We start from the raw sequence: 26,796 nt of genomic DNA, 5'->3' as shown, positions 1-26,796 counted from the left end.
GAAGGGAGAGCGCGGCATTTCGCGCCCTCCCATGTGGATACGCGAACCGGTTATCAGAACAAACCGGACAGCAGGGGGATGAGGGTCGTGCCGATGAGTACCACGCCGCCACCGGCCATCAACTGCTTGATGCCCTGGGACTTGGCACCGGGATTGTCATTGCCGTACCCCTCCATGAGGTTGACCACGCCCCACACAGCCAGACCGGCACCGAGGGCAACAACGAGCGTCTGAAGGACCGTAACCGCCTGATTGATAAATTCCATAGAGTGACCTCCTTGATTTTTGAGTGTGAATTATTGAAAATGGATAAAAAAATAGAAGCCCCGTCATTGTTCTGCTTTGGGCATTGCCCATGCGCAGTGCATGACGGGGCTTCAATCGGCTTCAACCTCTCCCATGTCATAGAGGTCGAAGGTTTGGGTGGGCTTGACTACCAGCTTGTGAGAACGGTATTTCTCGATGTCAAAAGCGTTGCGCTTATCGTAGTCGGACAGCATTTTGTATTTTGGATGCTTCGTAATGTCGTACTTGTCACTGAGAAAAGGTCTCACGCCTCTAAGCTGCAAAATACATTTGCCGCCGTCCATGACAGCGATTTCGTCCTCCGACATGAGCTGCTTGCCGGTCTTCTGGTAGTTCAGGCCGTATGAGTTGTTGGTTGAACGGGTTTCTGATGTGTTATATAGGTCGATTGTCTCCTTTCCGAGAATTTCACTGAGTTCCTTCAAAGTGGACTTTTCCTTACCGCCAAGGAAGAGCGTACAGTCGCAGTTGCCGACAATCGTGTCCGCCGCGTCCTTGTAGATGGTCTTGAGCTGACTCTGGGACTGCAAGATGATGGACGCTGAGATTTCCCGGCTTCGGATCGTAGCAATCAGTTTATCGAACTTTGGGATTTGACCGATGTTCGCGAACTCGTCGAGCAAGCAGCGGACATGGACGGGAAGCCGCCCATTGTAGACATCATCCGCCTTGTCGCAGAGCAAGTTAAAAAGCTGGGAGTACATAATCGCCACGACAAAGTTGAAGGTATCGTCGGTATCAGAGATAATGACGAACAGCGCCGTCTTGCGGTCGCCGATACAATCCAGCTCCATCTCGTCGTAACTCATCAGCTCCCGCAGCTCCGCGATGTCAAACGGGGCAAGCCGTGCGCCACAGCTAATCAGGATCGACTTGGCTGTTTTGCCAGCGGCTAACTTATATTTACGGTATTGCTTGACCGCGAAGTGGTCAGGGTCGCGCTCTTCCAGCTCATCGAACATGAGGTCAACGGGATTTTTGAAAGTCTCGTCATCCTCTCTGGCCTCCGAAGCGTTGATCAATTCGAGCAAGGTAGTGAAGTTTTTCTCGTGTTCCGGCGCTTCGTACCAGATATAGCCGATGAGTGCGGTATAGTAGAGCTTTTCTGCCTTGACCCAGAAATCCTCCCCGGACTTATCGCCATCTCCCTTCGTGTTGACGATGATCGTATTGACCAGTTTGAGAATGTCCTTCTCTGACCTGATGTAAGCGAACGGGTTGTAGTGCATGGATTTACGAAAATTTATCGTATTCAGCGACTTGATGATATAGCCGTTTTTCTCAAGCATCTTTCCACATTCGACCAGCACTGTACCCTTGGGATCAGTGACCACATAGGAGCTGTGCATCTGCATCAGGTTGGGCTTCACGAAGAAGCGGGTCTTACCCGAGCCGGAACCACCGATGACAAGGATATTCTTATTCCTCGCGTACTTCGGCTGCTTCGGACGGCTGTTCATGGTCAGCCCTTCGGTCTGGGTGAGAATGACATTGTTGGAAAAGTCATCATCCATGTAAGGCCGGATGTCTTCCGGTCGTCCCCAACGCGCTGACCCGTATTCCTCCCCTTGGCGGAATTTCTTGCGGTTTTTGCCTTTGATGTAGACGGCCAGCTTGAGCAACGCGCCTCCGGCCACACCAATGAGAAGGTCTACTGGATGAAAGCTGGGGAGCGGATTGGCGAACGCTGCGCCGAAATTGGCAAAGCCGCCGGTGAGCTTGTCGATGAACTCTGTGCCGGGAGCCAGCCGGAAGACTGCCGCCAGCTTATCCACAAAGTAGAAGGCGAACACATACGGGAGATTGAGAAGGACGAGCTTTTTGATGTCGAGTTTCTTTTTCATAGCTCAACGCCCCGATCCTTCGTCTTAACCTTGACCTTCTCCTTGTGCTGGGCTTTAGACTGCTCCCTGCTGCGGGAGAGCTTCTGCTTGAGGGATTGCTTTTCTTTCTGCTTGACCGTCTTGGCGGAAAACTCCTTGAACGCCTGAGTCATCACATCCACATCCCGGCCTTTGAAGAAGACGAGATAGCGCGGCGGCTGCTCAGAGGTGTCTTTCTTGAGCGCGTAGTCGATCCCGTACTTGTTCGCTGTACGCTCGAAAGACTTGATGTTTCCGTCGGTCACTTCGATGTTGCTGATTGCGGCGTTCTGCTCGACAAGATGCTTGATGGACTGCTTGCCCCGGTAGGTCTTGGGCTGAGAGGCTTGCTTTTCGGCCTTTTCAATTTCCTCAATGAATTTGGCGAGCGCCTTTTTCAGCACTTCCGCAGTGATCCTGCCGCCCTTAATGGCAATCGCAACGACTTTGGTATTTACTTCATCCTGCATGGGGACCTCCTTTCTGAGATTTGCGGGGCAATCCTGTCACTAAGGCGGGACACCGTGTAAAATGTGGATCATGTTTTCATCTCACCCCCTTTAAGTTGATTGAGAATGCTTACGCATCAGCCTTTTCCGTGAAAATCGTAGTTCACGCGGGCTGAATAGTAGTTGTCTATGGTCAGTGAAGCGTTATACAACGCCGTAAGCAGATATGCCCGGATGTTCCGAATGTCGGAAGGGCAATCGTTCATCGCTTGGAGCACATAGTCGATGTGGCCGCTGTCCAGCTTGAGGAAGCGTGACTTAACCACCGGCTGCGGCATATCTTCTCCGTTGATACGGATGGTGGGTCTTGTGGAGCAAACAGCATCCAGCATGATCTCGACAATTTCATTTACCCGGTCAAGGTCATAGTGCCTATCCTGAGAGCGGATGTCGATCTCAAGGTTATCCCGGATCAATTCCCTGTATTGCTCCCGTTCATCCATCCTGTCCATCCCATCAAGATTGATAGATTGATAGTTTCTCAGAGAGTTATTTCTTTCGTTGGTAATTACTTGATTAGTATTTAATTGTGCGGGATTTTCCGTACACGGTTTTCCCGTGAACGGATTATCCGTGTCCGGCTTTTCCGTATGCGGTTTTTCCGTGTCCGGCAAACCCGTCTGCGGCTTCTCGTATATCTCGAAAACCATGCTGCTCATCCGGCCTTTTTCATCCCGTGACTGATGACGGACGAGATACCCTGCGTCCTCAAGCTCCCTGAGAGCTGCCAGAACAGCATCGGGGCCTTCCTTGCAGATCGCCGAAAGACCTTTCGTTGAGAACTGCCAGCCATCGTTGAAGGACAGCATTTTGGAGAGTAGCCCCACGGCCTTGAGGGACAGGGTTTTATCCCTGAGATGGTAATTTGCCATGACCGTGTAGCTACGGTTTTTGTTGACGCGATAGACTGCCATGCGGTTATCCCTCCCTTGCCATCACCGGCTGACAGCGCAGCGTTGACAGCTTCACCGGGGAATAGGGACATTCCTCGAAGACACAGGTTTGATATTTCCAGTAGGGACGATGGAAGCAGCACGACCGGCATTCCGGGCAGATCCCGTCGCATCCGCTGTCATAGTGGTTGTGGCCGGGTACCTCCTTCATGAGGGCTTCAAAGGCTTGCAGCTTACCGGCTGTCATGTAGCTCATTTTGTTTTCTCTCCTTTCCTCGCCGCACCGCCGTCATCTGCAAGGGGCAGATTGTTCCAGCTTTCGGGCAACAAAAAAAGAGGGTTTGCTTCATGCTCCGAATTGGAGAATGAAACAAACCCTCTTAGCTTTTCAGATATTCAGATGATGTCTCGGATGGTATGGATGATGCCGAGCAGCAGCCCGACAATCAGGGCGAGCCCTCCGATAAGACCGCCGATGATGATGTTGAGTGCGAAGATTCCTACTGTGCCGGATATGCCGTAACCGAAGGGGACGAGCCAGAGACACATCCTGCGGATGCCGAATGGGAAGCCGACACAGAGCCACATTAGGAAGTAGTCACATACGCCGTCCGCCATATAGACCGGCTTGAAGAATGCGGCAAGACAAAGGGCAATCAGCAGAGGAAGCAGCACTTCCTTGAGAAAAGTCTTCACATCCTCACCCTCAATCCCTGCAAATCGTCCGTGCGGATGCCGACGAGATACCAGTCCGCAGCCATCTCGATCCGAGTGGGTTTCCACTTGCCCCCGATCATGACATCGAAGCATTCCCCGCAGTGCAGACCGCCGTAGTAGCAGTCAAGGTCAAAGCGAATGTCGTACCGATCCGTTGCGTGATCATAAACCAAAGTTCCCTGTTTCATGATAGACTCCTTTCGTTGTGGGCAGCGCAACGGGAAGGGCTTATGCAGTGTACCTCCATAGCCACCGCCAGCCGGTTTTGATCCTGTGCGCCGATTGTTGAGCGATTGTTCCTCTTTCAGGTCAAAAAAGAAGGGACTAAGCCAGAATCCCTTGATTTTCAAGGTCTTTCTGATTTAGTCCCATTATCGCACAACAATCTTTGACCACAACACAGTTTACCTTGCCGGAACGAATTTCATCCATCATGGCATTGAAACCGGGGCGGTCGAAGTTGACACCACTGTATCCATCGTCCTCATGTTCGGAGACAATTTCAATCTCAGGATGTCCGCTCAGGAAGTCCCGGATCAGGGCTTTCTGATTGGTTATGCTGTTGCTCTCGGCTTTTTCTTCTTTATCGCTGTCATCACGGGACAGTCTGGTGTAGATACAGGCCGAATAAACATCTCTATAAATAGACATAGCCTATCTCCTCTCGTTTGTTTTTGTGTCTGTGACACATGACAAATCAGAGCCTGATAGGCTTAACTGGCTTATTGCTATTCTTTTTTGACCCTGACCTTATGATAACACAGAACAGATTTTGATTCCAGTGGATTCTTCAAAAATCTCAGATTCATTTTCACAGCCCCCTAATGTAGTGTTCCAGCCGATCTTCCAGCGTTACATCCGTATCCAGAAAGCTGACCTTTACAATAACCTTCCCGCATTTATAGCAGTAAGGATTTCCAATCTGAGCTAAGAAGCTCTTGATCCGTTCCTCTCTCGGAAGCTCGGTATCCACATGGACGGAGCCAAGGTCAACCAGATCCTCCGGAGAAACGGAACGGACATCCACATTTTTCATTTCCTCGATTGACTGATACCTCATTTTTTCCACCTCATTTCTTCTTGCGTTGTTTAACAGCAAAAGGATATGGCAGAGCCACCCGTCTGGCAGCTCTGCCACATAGTTTTCACTGTCAACTCAGTGAATGTTCATTTCTTCTGTCATATTTGCCGCTCGCACCCCTGACATGGAGCTGTTCGCTCCGGGAATAATCCAGCCCACGCTTGGCAGCGTGTCATAGTGCGTTTCACTCCCCGTGGTTCTCACCGGGCTGCCGTCTGGGACTTAACCTCGACTCGACAGAAGTATCATTGTGCCGCATGAAGCTCAACGCAGGCAGGCCATACCATCAGGCCTGTTTTGGCTCCCTGTAGATCGCTCGCCTCCAATCGGAAGGTCGTGGCGGCAGGAACCATGCTGCTCCATTCATACGGAATGTAACTGAATTACTGAACTATTCGGTTTTCAAGGTGCTTTAGGAAGCAGCATTTTGCCCCTTCACGTTATAGTGGGGACGGATTTTGCAGAAGCTGACGCAAAAATCGTTCAACTTTTTTCAAAAAACTTTTCCCGCAGCTGTTTCAGCAGACGCTCCTTGCGCCGGATCAGCGTAGTGCGTGGAATTCCCATCTCTTTTGCCATCCGACTTTCATTCCCGTAGCCACCGGAAAAGAGTGCAAAAAGAAACTCCCGGTCATCCTCCGGGAGTCCTGCAAGGCACTCATGTAGATGGTCAAGCTCCAGCTTGTGAAGGATCTGTTCTTCCACATTTGCCCGGTCATCCGCAATCTCATATTCATCACTGGAGCTGCTGCCTTCTGGCTGCACGAGGCTGGAAAGGCTGTTAAACACAATCCCGGCCTTATCTCTGGCTTCTTTGTCCCGGCTCAACTTCTTTTTCTCCGCATCAAAGAACCTGCGGATCTCTGCAATTCTGCTTTCTTCTAATCCTGCCTCTTGGCAAGCACGTTCGTATTTGTAAATCATGTCGTGTCCTCCGAAATTTGAATTTGTGGTTAGATTCAAATTCCGAAGTCACGGGTATCTGGCATAATACCAGCGCCATCTCTTCATCTGCCATCCTCCTTGGCAGCACAAAAAAAGAGCTGGTGGTCTTTATCACCTCCCAGCTCTCAATTTGCGCCAGTCTCGAAGCAGAAGTAGAAACGTCTCAGATTTCAAAATTACTCTGCCTCGGAAACCGGCAAGATGGCATAGAAAAAGCCCCACTATCCAATCGGACAGTGAGGCCGTATCTTCTGCATTCATATTTCAGAAAGTATGCTGCACCTTGCCAGCATACCAATTATAAGGGATTGACAGTCGGACATTCAGTAGGGAAACCATCGGACAAATGTCGTTAATCTGTCGGACTTTGGTCGGACAATCACCGGGCAACCGTCAACGTCCTTGGCTTGGATGCTTCATAGCTTAAAAGCCCGTCCTCTTGTAGCTGCCGGATATAAGCATGGACGGAGGATGTGGAGCGATACCCTAGTAGCGCACTTAACTCCCGGATCGTTGGCGGGTAGCCGTTCTCCCTCGTGTAATCTTCAATACAGCTCAGCAGCTGCATTTTCTTGTTTATCTTCATCACTGATCACCTCCCACGGTTGATTCTGAAATTCTTCTTGCGTGTCATTCAAAAAGGTCTTTAACTGGGGAATGGCACCACCCCACATGGCAAGGCCAAACACCAAAATAGCTTCCCGCTTACGGTCATAGAATGTGCTGCGCTCTATCTGCAAAAGCTCCAGCATCTCTGTCTCTGTATAACGGAACCGGGACAGGTAGCACTTGGAGATGATTTCAAAGTAGAGTTCCCCATTGTAGGGGTACTCCTTCACCCGAATCATAGCAGTATCCACCAGCTCGACCATCCATTTTGTTTCAAACAGGCTGCGCACTGTATCCTCAAATCGTTCCCGCTGTTCATCCGGCGCAAATTCTTCCAGATAGACCAGCGCTGTGTCCAGCTCACCGCCGCAATAGCAGACCAGATCCTCCTTTACCATGTCCGCCCGTCCTATCGTTGACCAGCAGACATCCCGGTATATATTCAAAAGCAACCTTGCTTTCTGTTTCATCAGCGTCTCATTCAGATTGTGCAAACGGTACATCCGATGAATACTGCTGACTGCCTGTGAGTTTTTTCTTCCCATTGCATTGCTCCCTTCGTCATGTAAAGCATATAAAATCAATCCTTCTCTATCACTGCCTGAATAAGGGAAAGAAAATCAGGCAGTTTCTTAAACACAATGGCCTTCGGGTGCCGACCAGCAAGCGCTGCATCTTACGCCTGCCGGGTGTGTTTTTCCTAATTCACATTTTTTGCTTCCACAAACCACTTGTAATTCTCTTCATAAAAGAGATAGTGATCGCTGCCGCAGATGGTACAGGTGTAGCGAATCCCTGCACCGCCTGCTTTCAAACTGGCTGCCCTGCGGCAATCCTTGATCCGGTCTATCTCAAACCGCCTCCCGTCCTCCCAAGTGATGAACCGAGGGGACATCTTTCCTTCCGGCGAAAATTCTACAGTCACTTTCACATAAATCTTCCGTTTTTGCTCCATCTCAAACACCTGCCTAACCCATACTCAATAGTTCTACACCTGTACGGTTGCCCGATTCCATATAGCCGTGGGGATGCACGGTATGGTCATCCTTCGCATTGACCGAGGACAGTATCCGATCATAGTACATCAGGCCACGCTGGATGCTGTTATATCCAAAACGTCTGCGGATGTCATCCACAGCATGATCCATCCTCTGGAGCTTGTCCCGATAAGCCTGATCAACAAAAAGGTTCATCTGAATGGGAGTCAGGGCATTCACCAGACTGGACGCTCTCACACCTATGCTGCGGATCGGTTTATTCCACCTGTAATTTGCCCGGAATAGCTGCATAGCGGCCTCCGCTATCTCCTGCGTGATGTCTGTCGGCATCTGGAGCTTTTGTTGCCGAGTAAAACTGTACAACTCATTGTCCCGGACTGAAATTTCTACTACGGTTCCGGCAAAGTTGTTTTCTCTCAGTCTGGCTGAAACGCTTTCTGCCAGCAGGTAAACCACAATCTCTACATCTTCCTCATTCACAAGATCTCTCGGAGTTGTGGTACTGTTGCCGATGCTCTTGATAGGGGCATGGTAATTCTCCGCACTGACCGGTGTCCGGTCTTCGCCATTGGCAAACATGCTGAGGACTAATCCCATTTTCCCCAAGTGGGATTTCAAGAACATCGGATCCGCTGCAGCGAGATCTCCGATGGTACGGATGCAGTAACTATTGAGTTTTTTCTGAGTAGCGCTTCCCACATATAGCAAATCCTGAACAGGAAGCGGCCATATCTTTTCCCGGTAATTCTCTCGATCAAATACTGTAATGGCATCCGGTTTTTTATAATCAGACCCCAACTTGGCGAATATCTTATTCCACGATACGCCAATACTGACTGTGATCCCAAGCTCTTCTTTTACCCTCCGGTTGATCTCTTTAGCAATAGTCAAACCATCACCCTTACAGGAACAGCTTCCTGTCACATCCAGCCATGATTCATCAATGCCGAAGGCCTCCTGTAAATCCGTATAATCCGCATAAATCTCATGCGCCAGCCGAGAAAAGCGTAAGTACAGATCCATGTGAGGCGGAACAAAGATGATGTTGGGGCAGACCTGTCTGGCCTGCCAGAGCGCCATACCAGTTTTTACACCAGCCTTCTTTGCCAGTTGGTCTTTAGCCAGCACAATCCCATGTCTGGCCTCCGGATCCCCGCCGACAGCAAGGGGCTTTCCCCGCAACTCAGGGTGATGAAGCAGCTCTATACTGGCGAAACAACTATTCATATCCGAATGGAGAATAACACGATCCACAATCTCGCCTCCTTTGCAAACTTCTGTCACAATCGGAAGTTTTCTTCCGATGAACTATTGACAGAAGGTAACTTCCGATGTAAAATTAACTCGAAGAGAACTTCCGGTGATTTATATTATAGCTCGATTCGGAAGTTTGTCAACTGTTAATCGGAAGTTACGATGAAAAAATTTTAGAAAGGCAGGAAAACATCATGACATTCGCTGAAAAAGTCAAAGAAGCTCGCTTGGCTATGAACCTCTCTCAGACGGAGCTTTCTCAGCTCACAGGAATTTCTGAGCGGTCACTGTACACCTATGAGCAACTTGGCACCATCCCTCGATCTGGCAACATCAAAAAAATTGCGGAGGCCTTGAGGGTATCTGTGACATACCTCATGGATGACGGGGAAACCGATAAGACGAAGCATATTGAGCAGGATCAGTTTATTGATGACGTGAAACAGGAATTCGGCTCGAAGGGCGCACGAGAAGCTAAAGAGATACTGAGCCGCACTGGCGCACTGCTTGCCGGTGGGGAATTGGATGACGAAGCCAAGGAAGTATTCTTCCAGTCCCTGATGGAAGTCTACCTTGACTCCAAGCAGGCCGCACGTGAGAAATTCACCCCAAAAAAATATCGCAAGCATCGTAGCAAGTCCCGATAATAGGACACCTATTATGGGATAATCAGAATACACCAGTATACCAATTAGGGAGGTGGTTTGATTGGCTACAACTGCGTATATTGCCGAAGTTGTGGATAAGCTCGTAAGGAAATACAAGACCAGAGATCCTTATGAGCTATGTGACGCTCTCGGCATAAAAATCCATTACAAGGACATGCAAAAGAAATTAAAGGGATTTTTCTTCTGTCAATCCCGGCAAAAGAACATCGTAATCGACAACAATGTAAACAAGGTTCTGGAACTGATCCTGATCGCTCATGAGCTGGGACATGCTGTCTTACATACCGAAGTGGCTCTCATGCGAGGCTTTCAGGAGATGGAAGTGCTGGAAAGTAGGCAGGACATGCCAGAGGAAAATGAAGCGAATCTTTTTGCGGCGGAACTGCTGCTGGAGGATGAAGCTGTATTGGAACATCTGAGCGAAGAGTCTTTTTTTGAAGCCGCCCGGTCTCTTTACGTACCGGCGGCATTGCTGGATTACAAATTCCTACTCCTGCGCTCCAAAGGCTACAGCCTGAATACAATGGATGTCCGCAAATCGGATTTCCTGAAAGAAGACTTGGGAGCGTATGAAGACTCTGATCGCTTTCATGACGGTTGCTAAGGAGGCAGACATGGATAAAAAGAAACCCACATTGGAAGAGCTGTATCAACAGGAGAATATCTTCCCTGTAAAGAAAATTGCCATTCCGATGCTTAAAGGCGTTCAGAATGGCAAGCCTGTCTTTGAAGACAAGCCCTATATTTGCTATGAAATTGACATGGAGGCAAAGCAAAAAGCTCTTGCCCATGAATGAATAAGATTGGAGGCGTGGAATGAAAAAGTATTTTGTTGACAGCAGCGATTATACATATACGCCCTATTCTGACACTGGATTCAGCGGCCAGATCCTGCTTGCAACGCCTAAAAACAAACGGAAACCAAAGCTGCTGATTAAACACGCCACACCAACAGCTGTATGTAATGAATTTGTAGCCTGCAATTTAGCGCAGCTTATTCGGATCCCGGCACCAAAGGCGTACTTGCTTCGGATTTCCTCGGAAGAACAATCGCTCTTTCCTTCATCCTATGCAGTAGGAATTGAGTATATAGAAGGGCTGCATCCAGTTGATGTTAAATCAATCCGCTTGCAACCTTCGGTCGAACCGAAATACTTTGATTACATGGAGCAATATGCACTGGCTGCCATGTTGATGCAGGAAGACCGAATTCAAACGGGCGAATCCACAGATGGACAAATTTATGGCTACGATTTTGCAGAGAGTTTCAGCCTGACAGACCTCGCTGTATCCGCACTTCTTAATCAGGACAGTAATATGGGCATGGAACTGATGAAGCACTGCCTGAACCGTTATCGTTCATTTGATTTTGCTTCGGCCTGCGGCCACATGCTGGAACATCTTCAAAAAGAGCTTGAACTGGAGGATGTGGAGTATCTTCACCCCGCTTTTCATGAGCCAATGCTCCTGTACTGGCACCTTCCCGACAAACAGCTGAATGCCATCACCAAGGCGATAGGTCAGGTGTTTCCTCTGGAGCTGGAGGTCTATTATGAAGAGTGTTTCAATGTACTGAGGGAACAGATTGCCGCTTATTTGCCAGTTGCCGAACACTGGCGCTCCACCGAGAAGGTTTGGGAATCTCTCAGCGAAGAATTCCAGCATGACCTTGATGACTTCAAAGCAACGATCAAGAAAGAATATGGTTCCCGTGGAGTACGGGATTTTGACGATATAGTAAATTCTACGATTGAATCCTTCCGCAAGCCAGATTATCCTTTAGATGACTTGGAATCGTTAATCACGGCTATGAAGATTGCATTCCTTGAAACCAAGAAGAGCGCAAGGCAGCGGTATACTCCAAAAATCTATCGAAAGGCCTAACACTATGATCTATCTATGCGAAGACTGCCACTATCTCTTCCGCAGCAGCGAACCGGCGGAGCGCTGCCCGGATTGTGGCAAAATACATATCCGTCCAGCTAATGAGAAAGAACAAAAGGAGTTCTGGAGCTACCAGAAAGAATTCCATCCGGAACTTCTGGCAGCTAACCACTGAATCAATCATATACTGAGGGAAGGAGGCCAATATGCACGATATATGGAACCCTTGGCACGGATGCAAAAAGTGTTCTGAGGGCTGCGAGAATTGCTACATGTATTTTCTGGATCGAATGCGTAACCAAGACGGAAGCAAAATTTATCGCACAAAGAATGGCCTCCGCTATCCACTCCAGAAGAACTGGCAAGGCCAGTATAAGATCCAGAGTGGTGAAATGATTCGTGTCTGCATGACCTCTGATTTTTTTCTGGAAGAAGCTGATGAATGGAGGCCGGACGCATGGGACATCATGCGGCAGCGCAGTGATGTGAAGTTTTTTCTGCTGACCAAAAGGCCGCAGCGAGTAGCCGACCATCTTCCCAAAGACTGGGGCGAAGGATGGGACAATATTTTCTTCAATGTCACCTGTGAGAACCAGCGCCGTGCGGATGAACGGATCCCAATTCTCTTTAACCTGCCATTTAAGCACAAAGGAATCATGACTGCTCCATTGATTGGAGCGATTGACATAGAACATTATCTGGCTGCTGGTCAGATTGAACAGGTGCTTTGTGGAGGCGAAAACTACGATGGTTCCCGGCCTTGTCACTACGAATGGGTCAAGCAGCTCAGTGAACAATGCCAACGAAACAATGTCACCTTCAATTTCATCGAAACCGGCAGCGTATTTATAAAAGAAGGCAAGCGGTATCATATTCCGGATAAGCAGATACAGGCACAGCAGGCATACCGCTCCGGCCTGAGCTATCAGGGAAAGCCAATACGATTTCATCTGGTAGATGGATGGGGATACGACATTCCCGAAGAGAGCCTGTATGTCCCACACTACCATCCAATCACCTGTAAGGAATGCGGAAGCCGGATGACCTGCAACGGCTGTGCTGACTGCGGCAAATGTGATAAGAACCGAGGGAAAAACGAATGAATGATAAAGAACAGTTATACTACATCGAACACAAATGGCTCCCGTGGATCTTTTACGGGGCTGGGAAAGGCTTTGTCGAAGAGACGCTGAAAGAAGGCGGTCAGATATTCATTGACCTTTTGACCGCCATGAATACAGATGAAGACGCTGAGGAAGCAACTGATTATATCTGCCCTTATGCAGCAGAGGAATTCAAGATCCGATACTTCCTGTATCCAGACATTCACACCACACTGGTGCAACTGCAAATGCCGAAACCGCAGGACATACTTTTCTGCCGTCACATTTATCTGGCTATGAACACAGAAACCAAAGACCGGTTTTTATACACTGTGGAGCTGTCTCAGAGCGGAGACTACCTGCTCTGCGGATGGGAGGATGATCGCAGCCACATGATCTTTCACATGGACGTGGGTGAAAGCCCGGAGGATGATCTGTTAAAAATTCTGGAACTCTTTTCTCAGCATCAGGTTATGAAAGAAGATCTACATAAAATAAAGCAATCGCTGAAAAAAAAGTGAAGCGCCTAAAATGGTGCTTCACTTTTTTCTAACCAATATGATACCGTTTAACTTTTTCGTTCCATTCATCAAGACAATCCTGACCACATGCCGTATAAGCTGCATCACTGAGAATGATCTGTGCAGATGCAAGCGAAGTTTCGTAACGAAGCAAAAGATTAAATACCTTTGCCTCCAGATTGCTTTTTGTACCATTTTCAATATCAACCCAAATCTGACAGGCGTCTTTCTCTATTTGTTCTGCACTCGTAGCAATACTCTTTACATCAAGGTATCTACCGACAATAATACAGGACAGGAAAAACTCCAGTATTAGTGAAGAGAATGCAATATTCTTTAGACCAATATAGGCACATATCAACATTACTACAATGCCAACGCCTGCAATCCAACATTGCCTCTTTACCATGTACTTCGCCTCAGCCGATGTATAAATACAACTCTCATGCAAATTCGCAAGAACTTTCTTAATTCCCTTATCAATCTGATCTGTGTCGTAATAATTGTTTGATTCAGTACGAGCATATTTGCTTCCAAGCGCATTATCCAACATACTGCATCTACGTTCATTTTCTGCCTCTGAAAACTTGCTGGCATAGTTTCGTTCTTCAACAAATATCCAAATTGCCAATGCCACCGACGCAAATCCAAGAAAATGTGTAATATAGTATATCGTGGTCAACGGTAAAGAGAGACTTCGCAGAATCGATTCTGCTATCGCTACTACAAATGCTACGATAAGAATAGCCCGATATTTTTTATATTCGCTCAGTGCCTGATCAAATAGTCCTTTTTGTGGTGCTTTTACCTCCACTACTCTTCCCCCTTTCATAACAGCTCCAAATATAGTATAAGTCTGAATCAAAGCATTGTTTATGCTCTGAATTTATCGCTTCCAGAATAAAACGCCCATGACACTTTCTTGCCTTTATTCCCGATCCACATGGGCATGGAAGATGTCCTCGATATTGTTTCAAATAAATGGCCGATAGTATTGATACCACCTTTTGAAGATCGGACAAATTCCACTTTTCATAATAATATTCGATTATTCCCTCCACCCCATGAGATCGTTCGCCAAACGGAAAGCTCCCGTATTTCTTAAAATATGTGGCTGCGTATAAATAACTGGTTACGCACTCATTCATAAAATGTAGGAGGCATGGATTCGTCAAAAATCTATCCCAAAGGTCATTTTCAACGCCAAGACATAAAGCTCCGTTATCGAGAAAATGCTCAAATTCTGTTGGGATACCACCGGATACTTCATAAACAGCTGGCAAAGAATGAGGATAATTAGTTGGGATTACCATTCTTATTTCATATTCATCAAATAATTGAACATCATTGTAAACTGCATTAAGCATTATGCGCCCTGAAATGCAAATGGTATCCGAATTACTCTCCAGTATAAGACAAGGATACTCGTTCTTTAAGTCCATAAATTCTGTTTGAATATTTTCTATATTCAGATTAACACCTCCACGGCTTTGTCCCAGTAATGCTTACGGGCTTTATGGGCTTATTTATCGTCTGTACTGGAAGTGCCTTATCGACAAGAGTAGCTCCCATACCATTTTTCAAGCCAGCATAATACTTTTCTTGTTCTGTTTCTGAAATATCAATAAAATCCTGTTTTACAGCAGCAGCCCATCTAAAAAAGAGTGATGCCGTTTCATCATCCCAAGAGTCAGCATAATTATCATTAGGATCCACAGGGTTAGTAATCGTCCACTTTTGATCATCCTTCTTTATGTATGCCCGTGCCTCATAATTAGAATAGTATCCAGTGGTTTTCCCCTGTAGTAAAGCACTGTATCTTTCAATATCATTTGAAACAAATTCAAGCAGTTCATAGGTAGACAAAGAAGGATCTGCATGTGATGCAATCTGCGCTGCCAATGTGGTGACGATGGCAGAGATAGGCTTTTTGTCTTCCTTTCTTGCTCTATAAAAAAACAAATCACGATGCCGTTTTAATATTTGAATAACTCGTTGTAATGCTGACCGCTCTAAGATTTCAGGTATTTCTTCAACTGACGCAAATACAGCCCGGTTTTCGTTAAAAATTGCCTGTCTACGTGCTTCCCGATCATAATTCAAAAATGCACGATTGATTGAATCAAACCATAGAGCATACCCTTTTGGGTTAGATGCTTGCCAGTCATATTGCGTTATCATCCGCTCAGTAATTGCTATTGCCTCTTGTGCATAACTTGCAGGTACACCCAATGCCTCGACACTTAGGATAATATCCTCGCTTTGCCCTACGCAAGGAACAACATCAAGAGAAAAACCAACCGTTCCGTCTACTGTAGCATATTCCAGAGTCCAGCACCTATCATCTTCTGGCAGTAATCTATCCGCATAGAGTTTACTCGCTTTTAAGGCATTGCCCACTTTGCTCTTTACAGTTTTTGCATCCGTAGAGGCTTTGTCTTCTTTCAGTTGACATATAACATCCAAATCATAATCTGCATCTTTTCCGTTTTTCAGTGGACGAACAACAGTGCCTAATCTGAACGAACCTTGGGGATAAAAGTCCGCTTTAATGCCTTGTTCATCCAAATATGCCGCTATCGCAGTATACTTATCCACAGCATTTTTGTACATTGTAGGTGTAATATCCAATGCTTTAACAATGGTATCAAAATCAATTTTCTTATTAGCCATGTTTAATCTCTCCTTTATTCCACTCCCAGTGCCTTAAACACTGCGTCTTCCGCTGTTTGATAGAAAATCAAATTGAAGCATCCCACCAGCTCTGCCGGTACTGTCCCCAGATCCGCTGCTGAGGTAATGGGCAGCAATACCTTCTTGGCTCCACTGTCCAGACACACCTGCAAGGCATTTGCCAGCTCGTCCACCTTAATCATGGTGCCGCTGATGCTGATCTCGCCCAGCACGGCCAGAGAGCTGACCGTGGGCTTACCCAGAGCAATGGAACAGATTGCTACCAGTGTGGGCAGCGCAAGGTTTTTGGTCATGCCAATGCCCTGCAAATCCTGATAGTTGATGATATAGTCCTTGGACGTGGTGCTGATGGAGCCGCTGATCCGGTTGCTGTTGGCTTTCAGGAAGTTGAAGGCTGTGTTGGAGGCCTCTTTCGGTTCCCGGTCGGAACCAAGTCCGGTTCGCTCAAATTTACCACTTCCGGGCAGCATCTGCGACTCCAGACGGAACACGCCAATCATACCAGACTTACCCTGAGACACAGTATAAACCTGTCCCGGATTGCAGATTCCCTCCGGAATGAGCTTGCCGCCGCCCTGTTCCGGAACAGAAACATAATGCTCTTCAAAGGTCTCGTTGTCGATGTAAGAGAAATTCACGTCATAGAACTCCATGCCGCCCAGCTTTTTCAGCTGCTCCTTGACACGCCTGCGCATCTCCAGCGATAGCTTCAAAACCTCTTCCAACTGCTCTTTGGTATAAACGCCATCCGGATACAGCAGCTTGATAAAACCGCCCACCATCTTGCGCACCGCAATGGTATCACGTTGGTTCAGGTTCTTACCCAGATGGAAGTATTTATCCAGCGCATCACCCTGTTGTTCCTTGCGCAGCTCCCGGATAAATTCTGCCAGATAATCTGTGATAAACCCGTAGTCATTGGTAAAATGCTCCGGGCGGAACTTTGGGATCTCCCAGCCGGGGATATAGCAATGGATCCGGTCAAGAAAGGCTGTATCTGTCCCCATCTCAGGCGGGAATGGATCAAAGAGACTGGAGGTTTTCAATAACACATCCACGCTCTGGTTGATATTGCCCACAAAGACCATCGAGGCCGAGGCTGCTTTTTCTTCCTTGCCACGGGCAAAGGAACCGGAAGCCATGTAATCTTTCATGATCTGGATCCCGTCTTTGTCCTTGAAATTGATACCGGCCACTTCATCGAAAGCCACACAATCCCAGAGACCCACAAGGCCAACGGTCTTGCGCCCCATGTTGTAAAAGAGATTGGCAACCGTAGTCTGCCCACCGGATACCAGAATGGAATTTGGAGAGATTTCTTTGTAGAGATGGGACTTACCAGTGCTTCTTGGCCCCAACTCACAAAGATTGAAGTTATTCTCCACCAACGGCAGCATACGGGCAAGGAGCAGCCACTTTTCCCGGTTCTCCAGTGTGGAAGGTTCCATGCCAATAGACCGGAGCAACAGATCCATCCATTCTTCCTGTGTGAAAGCCTTCCGGCTTGCTTTTAACTCGTCAATATCCACATGAGGCATCTGGATCGGATTCAGTTTCCGGATTCGGATAGGAGTACCGTTCTTCTTATCTTCCTCTATGTACTCATACTCCAGCTGCACAATGCACCAGATACCGCCGCAGAGCAGCCGGTCATACTGGGTAGGGTACTCGTCTGAAATAGGGATGTTTTTCAAGCCAAGATTGGAAAACTCCGCCTCAAAGCGATCCTCTCTGATATTCAGATTGACGGTGATCTTGTCAATAACCGAATAACTGCCACGCTGCCGCAGCACAGACAGAATTTTCTGCGCTTCATCTGGACGGACAAAGTTATCCGCAAGGATCCGTTTGACGTTCTCCACACCAGCGGAAATTTCGTCTTCGTCCTGAGAAGAACAGTACATGCCAAGGAGATATTCCAGTACATAGACTGGAACATTGGCTCCTTCTTTGATTTTCTTTGTCAGGTCTTTGCGTACTATCTTGCCCGCAAAGTTATCCCGTAGCTTCTGGTGCATCAGCTCCAGAGCATCAAGGTTCTCGTCAATCATCTTTCTTCACCCCTTACAGGCCAAAACCAAAGTCATCTGCGAAGGCCAGATCCATAACGACTGCATGACGGAATACCTCCAAATCATTACTGTCATCATAGGCCACCAGATAATAGTGCTTGTCCTTGTCATATTTTTTATTCTTGAAGGTGAACCGCATCCGGAAAATCCGGTTTTGGGAGGCGGGATCACGATTGTCTGCTACATAAATGTTCTCATTGGAAATCTTCTCGCCATCTTCCGACACAAAATAAAGCCGGAAGGTGGTTGCTTTCACCACATCACTGACCGGTTCCGACTGGATGAAATCCAGCGTAGTGATCAGATTGGTAATCTTCTGAATGAGACTGACCAGCATAATCTGAACTGTCTTTGTCTCCATGTGACCTTTTTCCATTTTGATGTCGATGACTGGCACCAGCATCTCTTGTGGTGAAGAACCGCCATGCACGTAATTCTGCCCACCGCTGCCGGGTGTCTTAAACACGCTGGTACTGCATGGGAAGGAGACAACCTTGCTGTCCTCATTACCGAGAATATAACCCAAACTCAGGTTGCATACACCATCTTCCATGACCGGCTGAGAAGAAACGATGTACCGCCGCTTGACAATGCTGTTTTTATCAGATACTCCGCCGATCTTATCACTCTCTGTCACCTTATCCCGCTTGTAAATAAAGCCGTGGTCAGCGGTCACAATGAAGTGGAGGGTGTTAGCGTTGGTGGAGATTTTGCGGATCAGGTCTGCGATCTCCGCCACGGCCTCTTCACAAGCCACAAAGACTTCATCTTCGGTATGCTCTCCACGTACATCTATCTGATCATGATACACATAGACCACCTGTTTGCCGGTAAAGACCTCCCGCAAGGCAGTCTTTTTCATGTTCTTAATCTCGTCAAACTGGACACAGCAGCTCTCTGGCACCGTCCCCTGCAGAACGGTCTGCCGGGAAGCCAGATCCGTACAATATACACCGTCCACCAGCTCTTTCCCGTCATCCGTAAGTTCCAGAGAAGTATGGGGAAGCAGTGCTGCCATACCCAGCCTTGTATAGGAAGGCAGGGTGCTGAGCATCGGTTCCATTTTAGCGGTACACTTCGGATCGTCCAGCATCCGCTGGAACAGCTCTCGTCCAACTTCATATCGCATAGCATCCGAGATGATGACCACTGTCCTGTCCTTGTTTCCACGGACAAAACGGCTGTAAAAGTTTCGCTGGAGGGGAAGTGCTGTAAGGGCATCTGCCTCCATAATAGCGCTATTCCACAGGGGAAGCAGCTTGCCAAGATACTCATTGGTGTAGATGTTCTCTACCAGATCTCGCAGCTCTTCAAAGGCTCCGGTATTCTCCAGTTTATCATAGCAGGTGTAGAAGCTCCGGTACTTGCTGTCAATCTGGTAGTCCTTCTCTGCATATTGCCGGATGATGGACTTGAAGTCTTCCGGGCAGGCATAATTAACCGCTATAATCAGGCTGTAAGCGCTGCTCAGCATCTCATAGGCTGCTGCATACTTAGTTCCAAAGTGCATCTTGGAACGCATCTCGCAAATTTCCGGAATTGGATGGTTGCCCAGCTTTGCACCCGTATCCTCTGCCAGCAAACGATCTGTCAGCCAGTGCAGAATTATGATGTCGATCTGAGCAAAGGAATCGCATTCCACCAGCGTTTCTGGGGTGTATTCTTTCAAACCCTGTTCCACGTTCAGACCAGCAGCCACATGGGCGGACAATTCATCATAACGCTCTCGGTACAGGTAATTATTCATCAGGCTGTCGAGAAACGCAATGATGTTCCCGGACTTATAGGAAATAAAGGTCTGCCAAGCCTTGGGCAGCTCCTTTTGAATATATTTATCCGCATAGGTGATGAACAATGTCACTACCAATTTTTCTAATGTGGGCTTGTTGTCGTTATAGCCAAACTGCTGCTCACAGAATTTCCAAAAAGCAGGTAGCAGATCATACTTCTCAAACTCAGCAAGAAACTTGTTGTCTTCCAGCTTATCGTCCGTCAGCAGCACCCGGATCACTTCGTCAAAAGAGCAGGTACGGGTACGGCACACAGCGCTCATGAGACCGATCAGAATATTCTCTTCATTGAAATTTTCAATCTCCAAATCGTAAAACCGGCTGGTGCGCTCCTTGTTTGCAAAGAACTTGATGTGCTTTTCTATAACCTGCTTATACTTCTGGTCAATGCCCAGATCAACGGTCAGCAGAGAAGCACGGTCAGCGAAGAAACGCTTGGAATACAACATGGTGTCCTCCAAGTGGTTCTCTCGCACATCCGGTTTTGGAAACGGAGCATAGATCAGGTAATTGGTAGTCTTATCCTGACGCTCCAGAAAATATTTCGTAGCAAACTGGTTGCCCGGTTCCAGCTTCAAAATCTTGGCGTTTTTCAACTCTACAGAATCAATGTCCTCTGCAAAATCCGCCTTGTCATCATACCAGAATACCAGCTTGCGGGTATCACCGGTGAATTCTTCATTCAGCCGGTCAATAATCTGTTTTAGGTTTAACTCTGCCATCTGCTACTCCTTCTGACCGATAATGATCCATTTTCCCTTTCTGCTGGAGCCTTGCCGCTCAATCAGACCTCGCTTTTGCAGATCAGCCATCAGCCGCTTTACGGTCACGATGGACACCTGCAATTTCTCTTTCAACTCAGCCTGTGTGATAGACGGATTCTCCCGGATCAGGTTCAGGACTTTGGTATCATTTTCGGAAATGGTATCATTGGTATCATGTTTGGTATCATCGGTATGAGACCAATCTTTTTCCGGGAGCTGCCGGTACATATTCACCCGGAAATCCCCGTCAAAATCAATAAACTCAGGTTCGGGTAAGCCATACTCGCTGCACTCACGGAGGATCCGGGGAATGCCGCTGCCCCATTTTTCAATGATCTTCATGTAAGCAAAGGCAGAGGCAATGGCACGGTTCCGGGGCTTGGAATAGCCTTCCTTCATCTTCTTGATGGAAACACCATTCAGCAGCATACCGGGGGAAGTGACCTCCAAACGGTCATCAAAGAGCGCCACTTGGATGTTACCCGGCTCCAGATATGACCGGTGAGCCACGGAATTTGCGATCATCTCCCGCACACTGTCCACTGGCAGCTCGTACATATCCTGCCGGTACATGCCCTGTATCCGCATTCCACGATTGATCTTCTCCAGCACATACTGGAAAGTGGCTTCCATCTGGTCTTGGATGGAACCTTCAAATTCCCGCCTGTCTACAAAATACGCCCGGTCTTTGCCTTTGAAAACGGCGCACTGGATGACCGGCTGGAACCTTGCCTGTCCGGTGAGCAGTGCATAAGCATTGGTAGGAACAATAGCTCCATCTTTTTCAGCCAAAACGCCCCAAGAAATCAGCACATTCTGCGTCACGTCCTTGACTTTCAGCTTCTCGCCTTCGGTCAGGGTATTGCGGATCGCCGTGGCCTTCATTTCAGCGCAGAGGCGTTCAATATCCTCTGGTGTTACTGTCAGGCCTTCGCAAACCTCACAGTCATAATAGCGGTTCTGGCCTTCCAGAATCAGCTCTTTCAACATGTAATCGGCTACCGGCCTTGTGGTTCCAGCTGACCGGACATAGGTGCCACTGACCATACCCTTGGACTTGATATAGTATGGCCGCATCTTACCGGGGAAGATCTCCACCACGATGACGGTCTTATCCTCTACGGTCTGCAAGGTTATATCCGGAAGAATGGTCGGTTCACAGCTATCCGAGATCGCATTGGTAATGGCATCAATCGTCTGGAAGATGCTGTCCGTATCCATGCCCACCACTTCCAGCGTCTTATCATCCACGCCAAAAATGATTTTGCCGCCACGGCCATTGGCATAAGCCACCACTGTCTTCATGTATTTTGCACTGTCCTTCGGAACAGCGACTTTATATTCCACATTGACGGACTCGCCAGAAAACAGCGTATCCTTTTCCATTGTCATCCCTCCAAACGCTTTTTGTTATTGTTTGCAGTGCTTATTCATAAAATGCAAAAACCGCATTTTATTCATGAAAGGGCATTCGCCCTATAGATGTCTGCTGTCCCAGCCTTCTTAGAAAGCGAGCTTTCACGAATGCTGCGCCATCAGCCATCTGCACTGCAAACTGGAAATCAAATCTTTGCCAATACCGGGTATTTTACGCCGTCCACGGTCTGGACTTTCTCATAGTTGACCTTCACGCCATCATCCAGATCAATGGGAATCCGGGCAAGGGCAAGATGGGCAATGCGTTCATCGTACTCTTTGCACTCTTTCAGCTGCTTTTGCAGCTTCTCCCGGCGCTTGGTGGCCTGTGTCACTTCACGGGCAACTTTGCTGTTGTCGATGATGTCCTGCATCCGGGCGATCTCATTGTCATAGACACGCTCCATGCGGTGCAGGTAGTCAATGCGCAGGTTGCCAATAGTGTTCTCGTCATAGCGGTGCATATAGATCAGCGCCTTGAAGCCATTCTGTTTGCCGCTGTCAAAAAGCCAGTAAATCGGGCGCTTGCCGGATCCGGTAACGGAATAGGTCTGGCAATGATCCTTGAAGAAGTCATTCAGGAAGTAATTGCGGATGATCTCCCGGCTGGTATTGCCCTTATTTCCCAGTGCCTTGGCGATAAAGTCCAGATTGTCCTCCAGCGTGTCCTCGCCGTAGACCCTTTTCAGCCATGCACAGAACAGGCCGACAATATCATCGGGGAAATATTCTTCATCCGTAATGGGCAGGATGTTATCCTTGTCCGGAATAAAGCTGCTGTATTTGCTGTCATCCCACTCTCCACCTGCATAGGCAAGGCCATCCACATCCAGTGAATAGCGGCCAAACATGCAGCCCACGGCGTAGGAGATCAGGCTGTGGATGTCCCGTCCAAGGTCAGCCTTGCGGACGGTCACATCTTTGTCCTCCACTTCGGGCGTTAGTTCGTCCTGCAAGCCGTAGATGTCAATGAAGATGCGGTTCAGCTCTTCCTCGTTGCGCTTGAGTTGGTTGAAGCGGTCGTTGCAGGCTGCTTCCCACTGAGCATAGGCGGCTTCGATGGTGGAACAACCGCAAAGCAGCGGGTGACGCTGGAAATCCCATGAGGTTTCAAAGGAGTCCCAGTCTTGTTTTGATAAACTGATATTTTCTTCAACCAGTGAATCAATGATCGCTTTTTTCCCTTTCGCATATATTACAGGTATATTTGCTACATCTCCGCACTGACAATGCATGGTTGGTGCCACTACCTTCAATATCTCTCTAACAATCTTTGTGTTGCATAGCGCCAGTAAATAGAAAAGAGCATCGGTTGAAAACAAACTCATGCCTGTAATATCAAACAAATTTCCTTCTGGCTTATATCTAAATGCATTTGCGCTGGATGTAATGTCTGACCAACTTGCTGAAGGCCTAAACATAAAGTCAAGATTCTGAGGGCGTGAACGCAACTTTCCTTTATCATCGACAAAGTGCTTTATTTCATATCCATTGTTCTCCCAATTAACCACATAATCATTGTTCCCGTACCATTTCCTAAACTCTCCGCCCTTATTGTATGGGAACCATTTTACATTTGATTGTAACGCCTCTTCATGAGATGTTGCAGTAAAGTTTATATGCACCTTATTAACTTCATGCCATAATCTTAGGAAGCGATTGTTGTCAGCTGTAGCTAGTCCTTGTTTTGAATATGCAATTTCTCCGATCTTTGGATTATCGAAAACAGATATTAGTTTTTTACTCAACCAGTATGCAACTGGGCTTCCAGGGACTTTTGAGAACAATTCAGTATCGGCTTCGAAATAATACCCACACTTTTTGTTTTGGACTGCCTCCAGCATTCTTTTACGCTGAATTTCCATTCCACCAGTAAAATCAGTAAGACGTAAATAGCAGCCTCTTTTCCCCACTCTTTCATTGTTTATTACAAATGTGCAAATAGGGACTGTTGCTTCCTCGAATGCTGAATATTCAAATTGAATTAACGTTTCTATAGTTTCATCTTGATACAAAAATGTTCTCATTTTTTCGTAGCTTTGCAAAAACATCCAAACATAAGGAGTTAAAAAGCCCAAATAGCCCTGTTTATTCACCATTTTTGAACAACGTACAACAAACACAGAAAACAAATCGGATTTATAATCTGAGTAGTGATATTTAATGTAATTACTTAACCTATCACCCATGTTCCTTGCACCCATATACGGCGGATTCGTCACCACCACATCATACTTCTGCGCCATTGCCTGTCCAATATCAACCAGCCCTCGCAGCTGATCCTTGGTATCCTCCAGTCCAAAGGAGTCCATCGACATCTGCCCGTCTTCACCGCTCTGCTCTACAAACCGGCGCAACAAGTCCCAATCACAGGCATCTACATTCAGGATAGAGCCGTATTCCTTGGCATCCACAAAGGTATCCAGCAGGCCGGTAAGCTGATTCAGTGCATTGTTGCGCTCCAGCTCGTCCATGCCAGCACCAAGGTACTTCAGGTGGTTACGATTGCCCGTATTGCTCTCCTGAATGGAATAGACATGGCAATCCGTCTCCCCATTCAAAATGCGGCGGTTATATTGCCGTGCCTTCATCATCACGGCAAAGTACGCCAGCTGGAAAGCTCGGTCATCAATATCCAGCCCATACAGGTTGTTCTCCAAGATGCTCTTGGCTGCCTCTCTCTGGGTATATCCGGCAGCCTCATAGATCTGCATCAGTACATCAAAGGCGTACACCAAAATATGACCGCTGCCCATGCAAGGATCGATCACTTTGATGTCCACCGGCTGAATTGCCTTATATTCTTCCCGGATCTTGGCAAGCTGTGCTTCCACATCCGCTTCCTGCTCTGCTTCGTCCAGATAATACTTCCATCCGGCTTTCAGCTCATTGTTCGGGTGGCCTTCCAGCCACAGGCGGCCAAGGCTGTTCTCCACCATATAGCGCACGATCCAATCCGGCGTAAACAACTGGGTGGCTGCTGGGATACGCTCCTTGGTGATCTTCACATTCTTTTTCAGCAGGGCAAAGGCTTCATCCTTTGGCTCCGTGTTGTAATACTGATACAGCCAGCCGATGATCTCCACCTGACCGCCTTTTTCGATGTTGAAGTCATCTTCGTCAATGTCATGCACCAGATGGTACACCACACCGTCCTGATCGGTCACGGAGACATTCAGCAGCAACTCCGAATAATCCGCTGTTTTCTCAAACAGCTGGGGCAGCACCTTGTTTAAGGCATTGCACTGTTTGATAAAGAGCAGGCGGAACAGGTCATCCACCTGATTGTCCGTTTTCAGGCGCATGACAGTTTCGGTCTCAGCTTCGGTCAGTTCCAGCTCCGCATCAAAGGGTGTTGTCACCAGATCCGGCTCCAGTTTGCTCTTGCTTTCGGAAGAAAGCACACGAATCCGGGAGGGAAGATAATCATTGACCTCCATAAACCGAATGGCAATCAGCCGGTTGAACCAAGTGTAGGCCACTTCTTCCAGCACACTGCGGTATGCCGTTTTATAGTCAGAGGACTTGGCTTTCTGGCCGATCAGTTCTGCCAGCTTTCTGCGCTGGCGCACGGCCTCGCCGGTAATGCTGTACGGTTCTTTTGTTCCAATATCATAAAATTCCACATCTTTGCTGGACTGGGGGAGGGCTGATTTGATCCCATCCTCCGTAATGCCCATGAGTCCGGCACGGTAAGTAATATCTGCAATCAGCTTATTTCTCGCCCAAACCGCAAAGTTTTTAATCGCTGTTTTGTTCATCTCTATTCTCCTTCGGCTCCTTTATCATCCATTGGAATCTCCGCTTCCGTCATGTAAGGCTGAAACAGCTTGTTCAATCGCTTCCAATATGCCGGATACATATTCGATCCATAATACTCTCGCTTACGTTTCTTATCCAACTGGACGGTCAATTCCCACTGAGTACCATCCAGCACACCTTCATCAACATACCGTCTCTTCCAATCATCAAGGAAAAGATGGTTATATAGCCTATCAACAAGTTCTGTCCACTCTTTATCAGGCATCGTTCTTACTTCTGAACTTGTAAATCGGTCTGAAACAGCATATTCTGCGCCTCCAGCCGTCCTACGAAATTCAATCTGTGTATATCCGTCAAAGAAACCTCCAACCGAAAAGGAAATTGATGAAATGAGTGGAATAAGCTCAGAACCATCCTTAGTGAACGCAGTAGCTCCAAAAGACCTTTTACAGGCATTGCACAGAAACCGTGGCTGCCGCTCATGAATCATGCAGCCGCCCAGAACAACTGTACCGGCATTCAATTTCTTTTCCAGCTCTTCACTAAAGGCAGGCATCCCATATAAATATCTCGCTGTATTGGCGCTGCCGCACCTTGGGCATTTCGGATTTGCCACGTTCACACCTCCTGACATAGGGGAATCTTAATTTACACTACCTTGGCATACATGCTGCCATCTGCCGTGATATAATATTCCGCTTTACTGGTAGCCTCATGCAGCGCATGACGAAGAGACTTCCTTGTAGAGGACTCTTCACTGCTGCTCAGAGTATCAATGAGTCTCCCGATCTTCTCTGTATGGGTGGACTTATCAACCTTCTCCAGTATTGGCTTTCCTTTGTAATCGGCCATCCGGCGATTTAAGACACTGAAACTGCCAAGCATTCGCTTCTCACATTTTTCAATGTAAGCCGTCATATCCGTCTCCAGATACTGCATGTAGGAAGT

General features: G+C 47.6%; 29 protein-coding genes. 6 read left to right on the top strand and 23 right to left on the bottom strand.

The features are described from left to right. Positions 1-53: 53 nt before the first annotated feature. The 14 genes from TQ39_RS17945 to TQ39_RS17885 all read right to left on the bottom strand — a co-directional run bounded on the left by TQ39_RS17945 (position 54) and on the right by TQ39_RS17885 (position 9,174). Positions 54-266, bottom strand: coding sequence for a Maff2 family protein (locus TQ39_RS17945; RefSeq protein WP_004611947.1), 213 nt, complete (start codon positions 264-266; stop codon positions 54-56). Positions 267-377: 111 nt separating this feature from the next. Continuing rightward, the gene (locus tag TQ39_RS17940; RefSeq protein WP_050006552.1) at positions 378-2,150 is read right to left on the bottom strand and encodes a VirD4-like conjugal transfer protein, CD1115 family; all 1,773 of its coding nucleotides are present in this window, start codon (positions 2,148-2,150) and stop codon (positions 378-380) included. Continuing rightward, positions 2,147-2,638: a PcfB family protein gene (locus TQ39_RS17935; RefSeq protein WP_004611945.1), complete on the bottom strand. Its 492-nt coding sequence runs from the start codon at positions 2,636-2,638 to the stop codon at positions 2,147-2,149. The genes TQ39_RS17940 and TQ39_RS17935 overlap by 4 nt, the downstream gene beginning before the upstream one ends. A 116-nt stretch (positions 2,639-2,754) precedes the next feature. Beyond that, complete coding sequence (locus TQ39_RS17930) at positions 2,755-3,591, bottom strand: DUF6017 domain-containing protein (protein WP_050006551.1); 837 nt, start codon at positions 3,589-3,591, stop codon at positions 2,755-2,757. 4 nt (positions 3,592-3,595) lie between these two features. Continuing rightward, positions 3,596-3,826, bottom strand: a complete 231-nt coding sequence (locus TQ39_RS17925) for a hypothetical protein (protein WP_050006550.1) — start codon at positions 3,824-3,826, stop codon at positions 3,596-3,598. Between the two features lie 140 nt (positions 3,827-3,966). Next, positions 3,967-4,266, bottom strand: a complete 300-nt coding sequence (locus TQ39_RS17920; RefSeq protein ID WP_082052353.1) for a DUF6050 family protein — start codon at positions 4,264-4,266, stop codon at positions 3,967-3,969. After that, positions 4,263-4,475 carry a DUF5348 domain-containing protein gene (locus TQ39_RS17915; protein ID WP_050006549.1) on the bottom strand — a complete coding sequence of 71 codons (213 nt, stop codon included), beginning with the start codon at positions 4,473-4,475 and terminating at the stop codon, positions 4,263-4,265. Before TQ39_RS17915 ends, TQ39_RS17920 begins: the two co-directional genes overlap by 4 nt. A gap of 136 nt (positions 4,476-4,611) precedes the next feature. After that, positions 4,612-4,938, bottom strand: coding sequence for a recombinase family protein (locus TQ39_RS17910; RefSeq protein ID WP_050006548.1), 327 nt, complete (start codon positions 4,936-4,938; stop codon positions 4,612-4,614). Positions 4,939-5,098: 160 nt separating this feature from the next. Further along, entirely contained in the window at positions 5,099-5,347 is a 249-nt protein-coding gene (locus tag TQ39_RS17905; protein WP_050006547.1) for a DUF6870 family protein, read from the bottom strand. Between the two features lie 504 nt (positions 5,348-5,851). Further along, the gene (locus TQ39_RS17900; protein ID WP_050006546.1) at positions 5,852-6,292 is read right to left on the bottom strand and encodes a sigma-70 RNA polymerase sigma factor region 4 domain-containing protein; all 441 of its coding nucleotides are present in this window, start codon (positions 6,290-6,292) and stop codon (positions 5,852-5,854) included. Between the two features lie 400 nt (positions 6,293-6,692). Beyond that, positions 6,693-6,881 carry a LexA family protein gene (locus TQ39_RS20570; protein WP_242853540.1) on the bottom strand — a complete coding sequence of 63 codons (189 nt, stop codon included), beginning with the start codon at positions 6,879-6,881 and terminating at the stop codon, positions 6,693-6,695. Continuing rightward, entirely contained in the window at positions 6,859-7,467 is a 609-nt protein-coding gene (locus TQ39_RS17895; protein ID WP_050006545.1) for a hypothetical protein, read from the bottom strand. The genes TQ39_RS20570 and TQ39_RS17895 overlap by 23 nt, the downstream gene beginning before the upstream one ends. Before the next feature lie 155 nt (positions 7,468-7,622). Continuing rightward, positions 7,623-7,853, bottom strand: a complete 231-nt coding sequence (locus TQ39_RS17890; RefSeq protein WP_420865199.1) for a hypothetical protein — start codon at positions 7,851-7,853, stop codon at positions 7,623-7,625. 37 nt (positions 7,854-7,890) lie between these two features. Next, the gene (locus TQ39_RS17885) at positions 7,891-9,174 is read right to left on the bottom strand and encodes a DNA polymerase Y family protein (protein ID WP_420865198.1); all 1,284 of its coding nucleotides are present in this window, start codon (positions 9,172-9,174) and stop codon (positions 7,891-7,893) included. Positions 9,175-9,368: 194 nt separating this feature from the next. On the opposite strand from TQ39_RS17885, the gene TQ39_RS17880 reads away from it, so the two are divergent. The 6 genes from TQ39_RS17880 (at position 9,369) to TQ39_RS17850 (ending at position 13,350) form a co-directional block, all read left to right on the top strand. Then, a complete protein-coding gene (locus tag TQ39_RS17880) occupies positions 9,369-9,821 on the top strand; it encodes a helix-turn-helix domain-containing protein (RefSeq protein ID WP_050006543.1) in 453 nt (150 codons plus the stop codon). Positions 9,822-9,882: 61 nt separating this feature from the next. Beyond that, a complete protein-coding gene (locus TQ39_RS17875; RefSeq protein ID WP_050006542.1) occupies positions 9,883-10,446 on the top strand; it encodes an ImmA/IrrE family metallo-endopeptidase in 564 nt (187 codons plus the stop codon). Between the two features lie 10 nt (positions 10,447-10,456). Beyond that, a complete protein-coding gene (locus tag TQ39_RS17870; protein WP_050006541.1) occupies positions 10,457-10,639 on the top strand; it encodes a hypothetical protein in 183 nt (60 codons plus the stop codon). 19 nt (positions 10,640-10,658) lie between these two features. Next, complete coding sequence (locus TQ39_RS17865) at positions 10,659-11,726, top strand: hypothetical protein (protein ID WP_050006540.1); 1,068 nt, start codon at positions 10,659-10,661, stop codon at positions 11,724-11,726. Positions 11,727-11,932: 206 nt separating this feature from the next. After that, a complete protein-coding gene (locus TQ39_RS17855) occupies positions 11,933-12,829 on the top strand; it encodes a DUF5131 family protein (protein WP_050006538.1) in 897 nt (298 codons plus the stop codon). Beyond that, positions 12,826-13,350 (top strand): hypothetical protein, encoded by a 525-nt coding sequence (locus tag TQ39_RS17850; RefSeq protein ID WP_050006537.1) that lies wholly within the window; start codon positions 12,826-12,828, stop codon positions 13,348-13,350. The genes TQ39_RS17855 and TQ39_RS17850 overlap by 4 nt, the downstream gene beginning before the upstream one ends. Positions 13,351-13,378: 28 nt before the next feature. Here the strand turns inward: TQ39_RS17850 and TQ39_RS17845 are convergent, their stop codons facing one another. The 9 genes from TQ39_RS17845 to TQ39_RS17810 all read right to left on the bottom strand — a co-directional run. Beyond that, positions 13,379-14,164 carry a hypothetical protein gene (locus tag TQ39_RS17845; RefSeq protein ID WP_050006536.1) on the bottom strand — a complete coding sequence of 262 codons (786 nt, stop codon included), beginning with the start codon at positions 14,162-14,164 and terminating at the stop codon, positions 13,379-13,381. Then, positions 14,130-14,717 carry a YecA family protein gene (locus tag TQ39_RS21095; RefSeq protein WP_167541549.1) on the bottom strand — a complete coding sequence of 196 codons (588 nt, stop codon included), beginning with the start codon at positions 14,715-14,717 and terminating at the stop codon, positions 14,130-14,132. The genes TQ39_RS17845 and TQ39_RS21095 overlap by 35 nt, the downstream gene beginning before the upstream one ends. A gap of 106 nt (positions 14,718-14,823) precedes the next feature. After that, positions 14,824-16,023 (bottom strand): nucleotidyltransferase domain-containing protein, encoded by a 1,200-nt coding sequence (locus tag TQ39_RS17840; protein WP_050006535.1) that lies wholly within the window; start codon positions 16,021-16,023, stop codon positions 14,824-14,826. Positions 16,024-16,037: 14 nt separating this feature from the next. Continuing rightward, complete coding sequence (gene brxL, locus TQ39_RS17835) at positions 16,038-18,095, bottom strand: protease Lon-related BREX system protein BrxL (protein ID WP_050006534.1); 2,058 nt, start codon at positions 18,093-18,095, stop codon at positions 16,038-16,040. A gap of 13 nt (positions 18,096-18,108) precedes the next feature. Continuing rightward, positions 18,109-20,628 (bottom strand): BREX-1 system phosphatase PglZ type A, encoded by a 2,520-nt coding sequence (gene pglZ / locus TQ39_RS17830; RefSeq protein ID WP_050006533.1) that lies wholly within the window; start codon positions 20,626-20,628, stop codon positions 18,109-18,111. 3 nt (positions 20,629-20,631) lie between these two features. After that, positions 20,632-22,056: an ATP-binding protein gene (locus tag TQ39_RS17825; RefSeq protein ID WP_082052354.1), complete on the bottom strand. Its 1,425-nt coding sequence runs from the start codon at positions 22,054-22,056 to the stop codon at positions 20,632-20,634. 176 nt (positions 22,057-22,232) lie between these two features. Beyond that, positions 22,233-25,847 carry a BREX-1 system adenine-specific DNA-methyltransferase PglX gene (gene pglX, locus TQ39_RS17820; RefSeq protein ID WP_050006531.1) on the bottom strand — a complete coding sequence of 1,205 codons (3,615 nt, stop codon included), beginning with the start codon at positions 25,845-25,847 and terminating at the stop codon, positions 22,233-22,235. A gap of 2 nt (positions 25,848-25,849) precedes the next feature. After that, positions 25,850-26,464: a hypothetical protein gene (locus TQ39_RS20565; protein WP_167541548.1), complete on the bottom strand. Its 615-nt coding sequence runs from the start codon at positions 26,462-26,464 to the stop codon at positions 25,850-25,852. Between the two features lie 32 nt (positions 26,465-26,496). Next, positions 26,497-26,796 (bottom strand): hypothetical protein (locus TQ39_RS17810; RefSeq protein ID WP_207641413.1); only part of this gene is annotated, 300 nt, incomplete at its 5' end.

The organism is Ruthenibacterium lactatiformans (genome assembly GCF_000949455.1).
In the GTDB taxonomy this organism is placed as follows: Bacteria; Bacillota; Clostridia; order Oscillospirales; family Ruminococcaceae; genus Ruthenibacterium; species Ruthenibacterium lactatiformans.
This window is presented reverse-complemented; position numbering and strand designations above follow the sequence as displayed.

What these genes read in the sequence shown, in the direction of transcription:
- TQ39_RS17945 (WP_004611947.1), bottom strand. Translation starts at nt 266, where the DNA reads ATGGAATTTATCAATCAGGCGGTTACGGTCCTTCAGACGCTCGTTGTT.
- TQ39_RS17940 (WP_050006552.1), bottom strand. Translation starts at nt 2,150, where the DNA reads ATGAAAAAGAAACTCGACATCAAAAAGCTCGTCCTTCTCAATCTCCCG.
- TQ39_RS17935 (WP_004611945.1), bottom strand. Translation starts at nt 2,638, where the DNA reads ATGCAGGATGAAGTAAATACCAAAGTCGTTGCGATTGCCATTAAGGGC.
- TQ39_RS17930 (WP_050006551.1), bottom strand. Translation starts at nt 3,591, where the DNA reads ATGGCAGTCTATCGCGTCAACAAAAACCGTAGCTACACGGTCATGGCA.
- TQ39_RS17925 (WP_050006550.1), bottom strand. Translation starts at nt 3,826, where the DNA reads ATGAGCTACATGACAGCCGGTAAGCTGCAAGCCTTTGAAGCCCTCATG.
- TQ39_RS17915 (WP_050006549.1), bottom strand. Translation starts at nt 4,475, where the DNA reads ATGAAACAGGGAACTTTGGTTTATGATCACGCAACGGATCGGTACGAC.
- TQ39_RS17910 (WP_050006548.1), bottom strand. Translation starts at nt 4,938, where the DNA reads ATGTCTATTTATAGAGATGTTTATTCGGCCTGTATCTACACCAGACTG.
- TQ39_RS17905 (WP_050006547.1), bottom strand. Translation starts at nt 5,347, where the DNA reads ATGAGGTATCAGTCAATCGAGGAAATGAAAAATGTGGATGTCCGTTCC.
- TQ39_RS17900 (WP_050006546.1), bottom strand. Translation starts at nt 6,292, where the DNA reads ATGATTTACAAATACGAACGTGCTTGCCAAGAGGCAGGATTAGAAGAA.
- TQ39_RS20570 (WP_242853540.1), bottom strand. Translation starts at nt 6,881, where the DNA reads ATGCAGCTGCTGAGCTGTATTGAAGATTACACGAGGGAGAACGGCTAC.
- TQ39_RS17895 (WP_050006545.1), bottom strand. Translation starts at nt 7,467, where the DNA reads ATGGGAAGAAAAAACTCACAGGCAGTCAGCAGTATTCATCGGATGTAC.
- TQ39_RS17880 (WP_050006543.1), top strand. Translation starts at nt 9,369, where the DNA reads ATGACATTCGCTGAAAAAGTCAAAGAAGCTCGCTTGGCTATGAACCTC.
- TQ39_RS17870 (WP_050006541.1), top strand. Translation starts at nt 10,457, where the DNA reads ATGGATAAAAAGAAACCCACATTGGAAGAGCTGTATCAACAGGAGAAT.
- TQ39_RS17865 (WP_050006540.1), top strand. Translation starts at nt 10,659, where the DNA reads ATGAAAAAGTATTTTGTTGACAGCAGCGATTATACATATACGCCCTAT.
- TQ39_RS17855 (WP_050006538.1), top strand. Translation starts at nt 11,933, where the DNA reads ATGCACGATATATGGAACCCTTGGCACGGATGCAAAAAGTGTTCTGAG.
- TQ39_RS17850 (WP_050006537.1), top strand. Translation starts at nt 12,826, where the DNA reads ATGAATGATAAAGAACAGTTATACTACATCGAACACAAATGGCTCCCG.
- TQ39_RS21095 (WP_167541549.1), bottom strand. Translation starts at nt 14,717, where the DNA reads ATGCTTAATGCAGTTTACAATGATGTTCAATTATTTGATGAATATGAA.
- TQ39_RS17840 (WP_050006535.1), bottom strand. Translation starts at nt 16,023, where the DNA reads ATGGCTAATAAGAAAATTGATTTTGATACCATTGTTAAAGCATTGGAT.
- brxL (WP_050006534.1), bottom strand. Translation starts at nt 18,095, where the DNA reads ATGATTGACGAGAACCTTGATGCTCTGGAGCTGATGCACCAGAAGCTA.
- pglZ (WP_050006533.1), bottom strand. Translation starts at nt 20,628, where the DNA reads ATGGCAGAGTTAAACCTAAAACAGATTATTGACCGGCTGAATGAAGAA.
- TQ39_RS17825 (WP_082052354.1), bottom strand. Translation starts at nt 22,056, where the DNA reads ATGGAAAAGGATACGCTGTTTTCTGGCGAGTCCGTCAATGTGGAATAT.
- pglX (WP_050006531.1), bottom strand. Translation starts at nt 25,847, where the DNA reads ATGAACAAAACAGCGATTAAAAACTTTGCGGTTTGGGCGAGAAATAAG.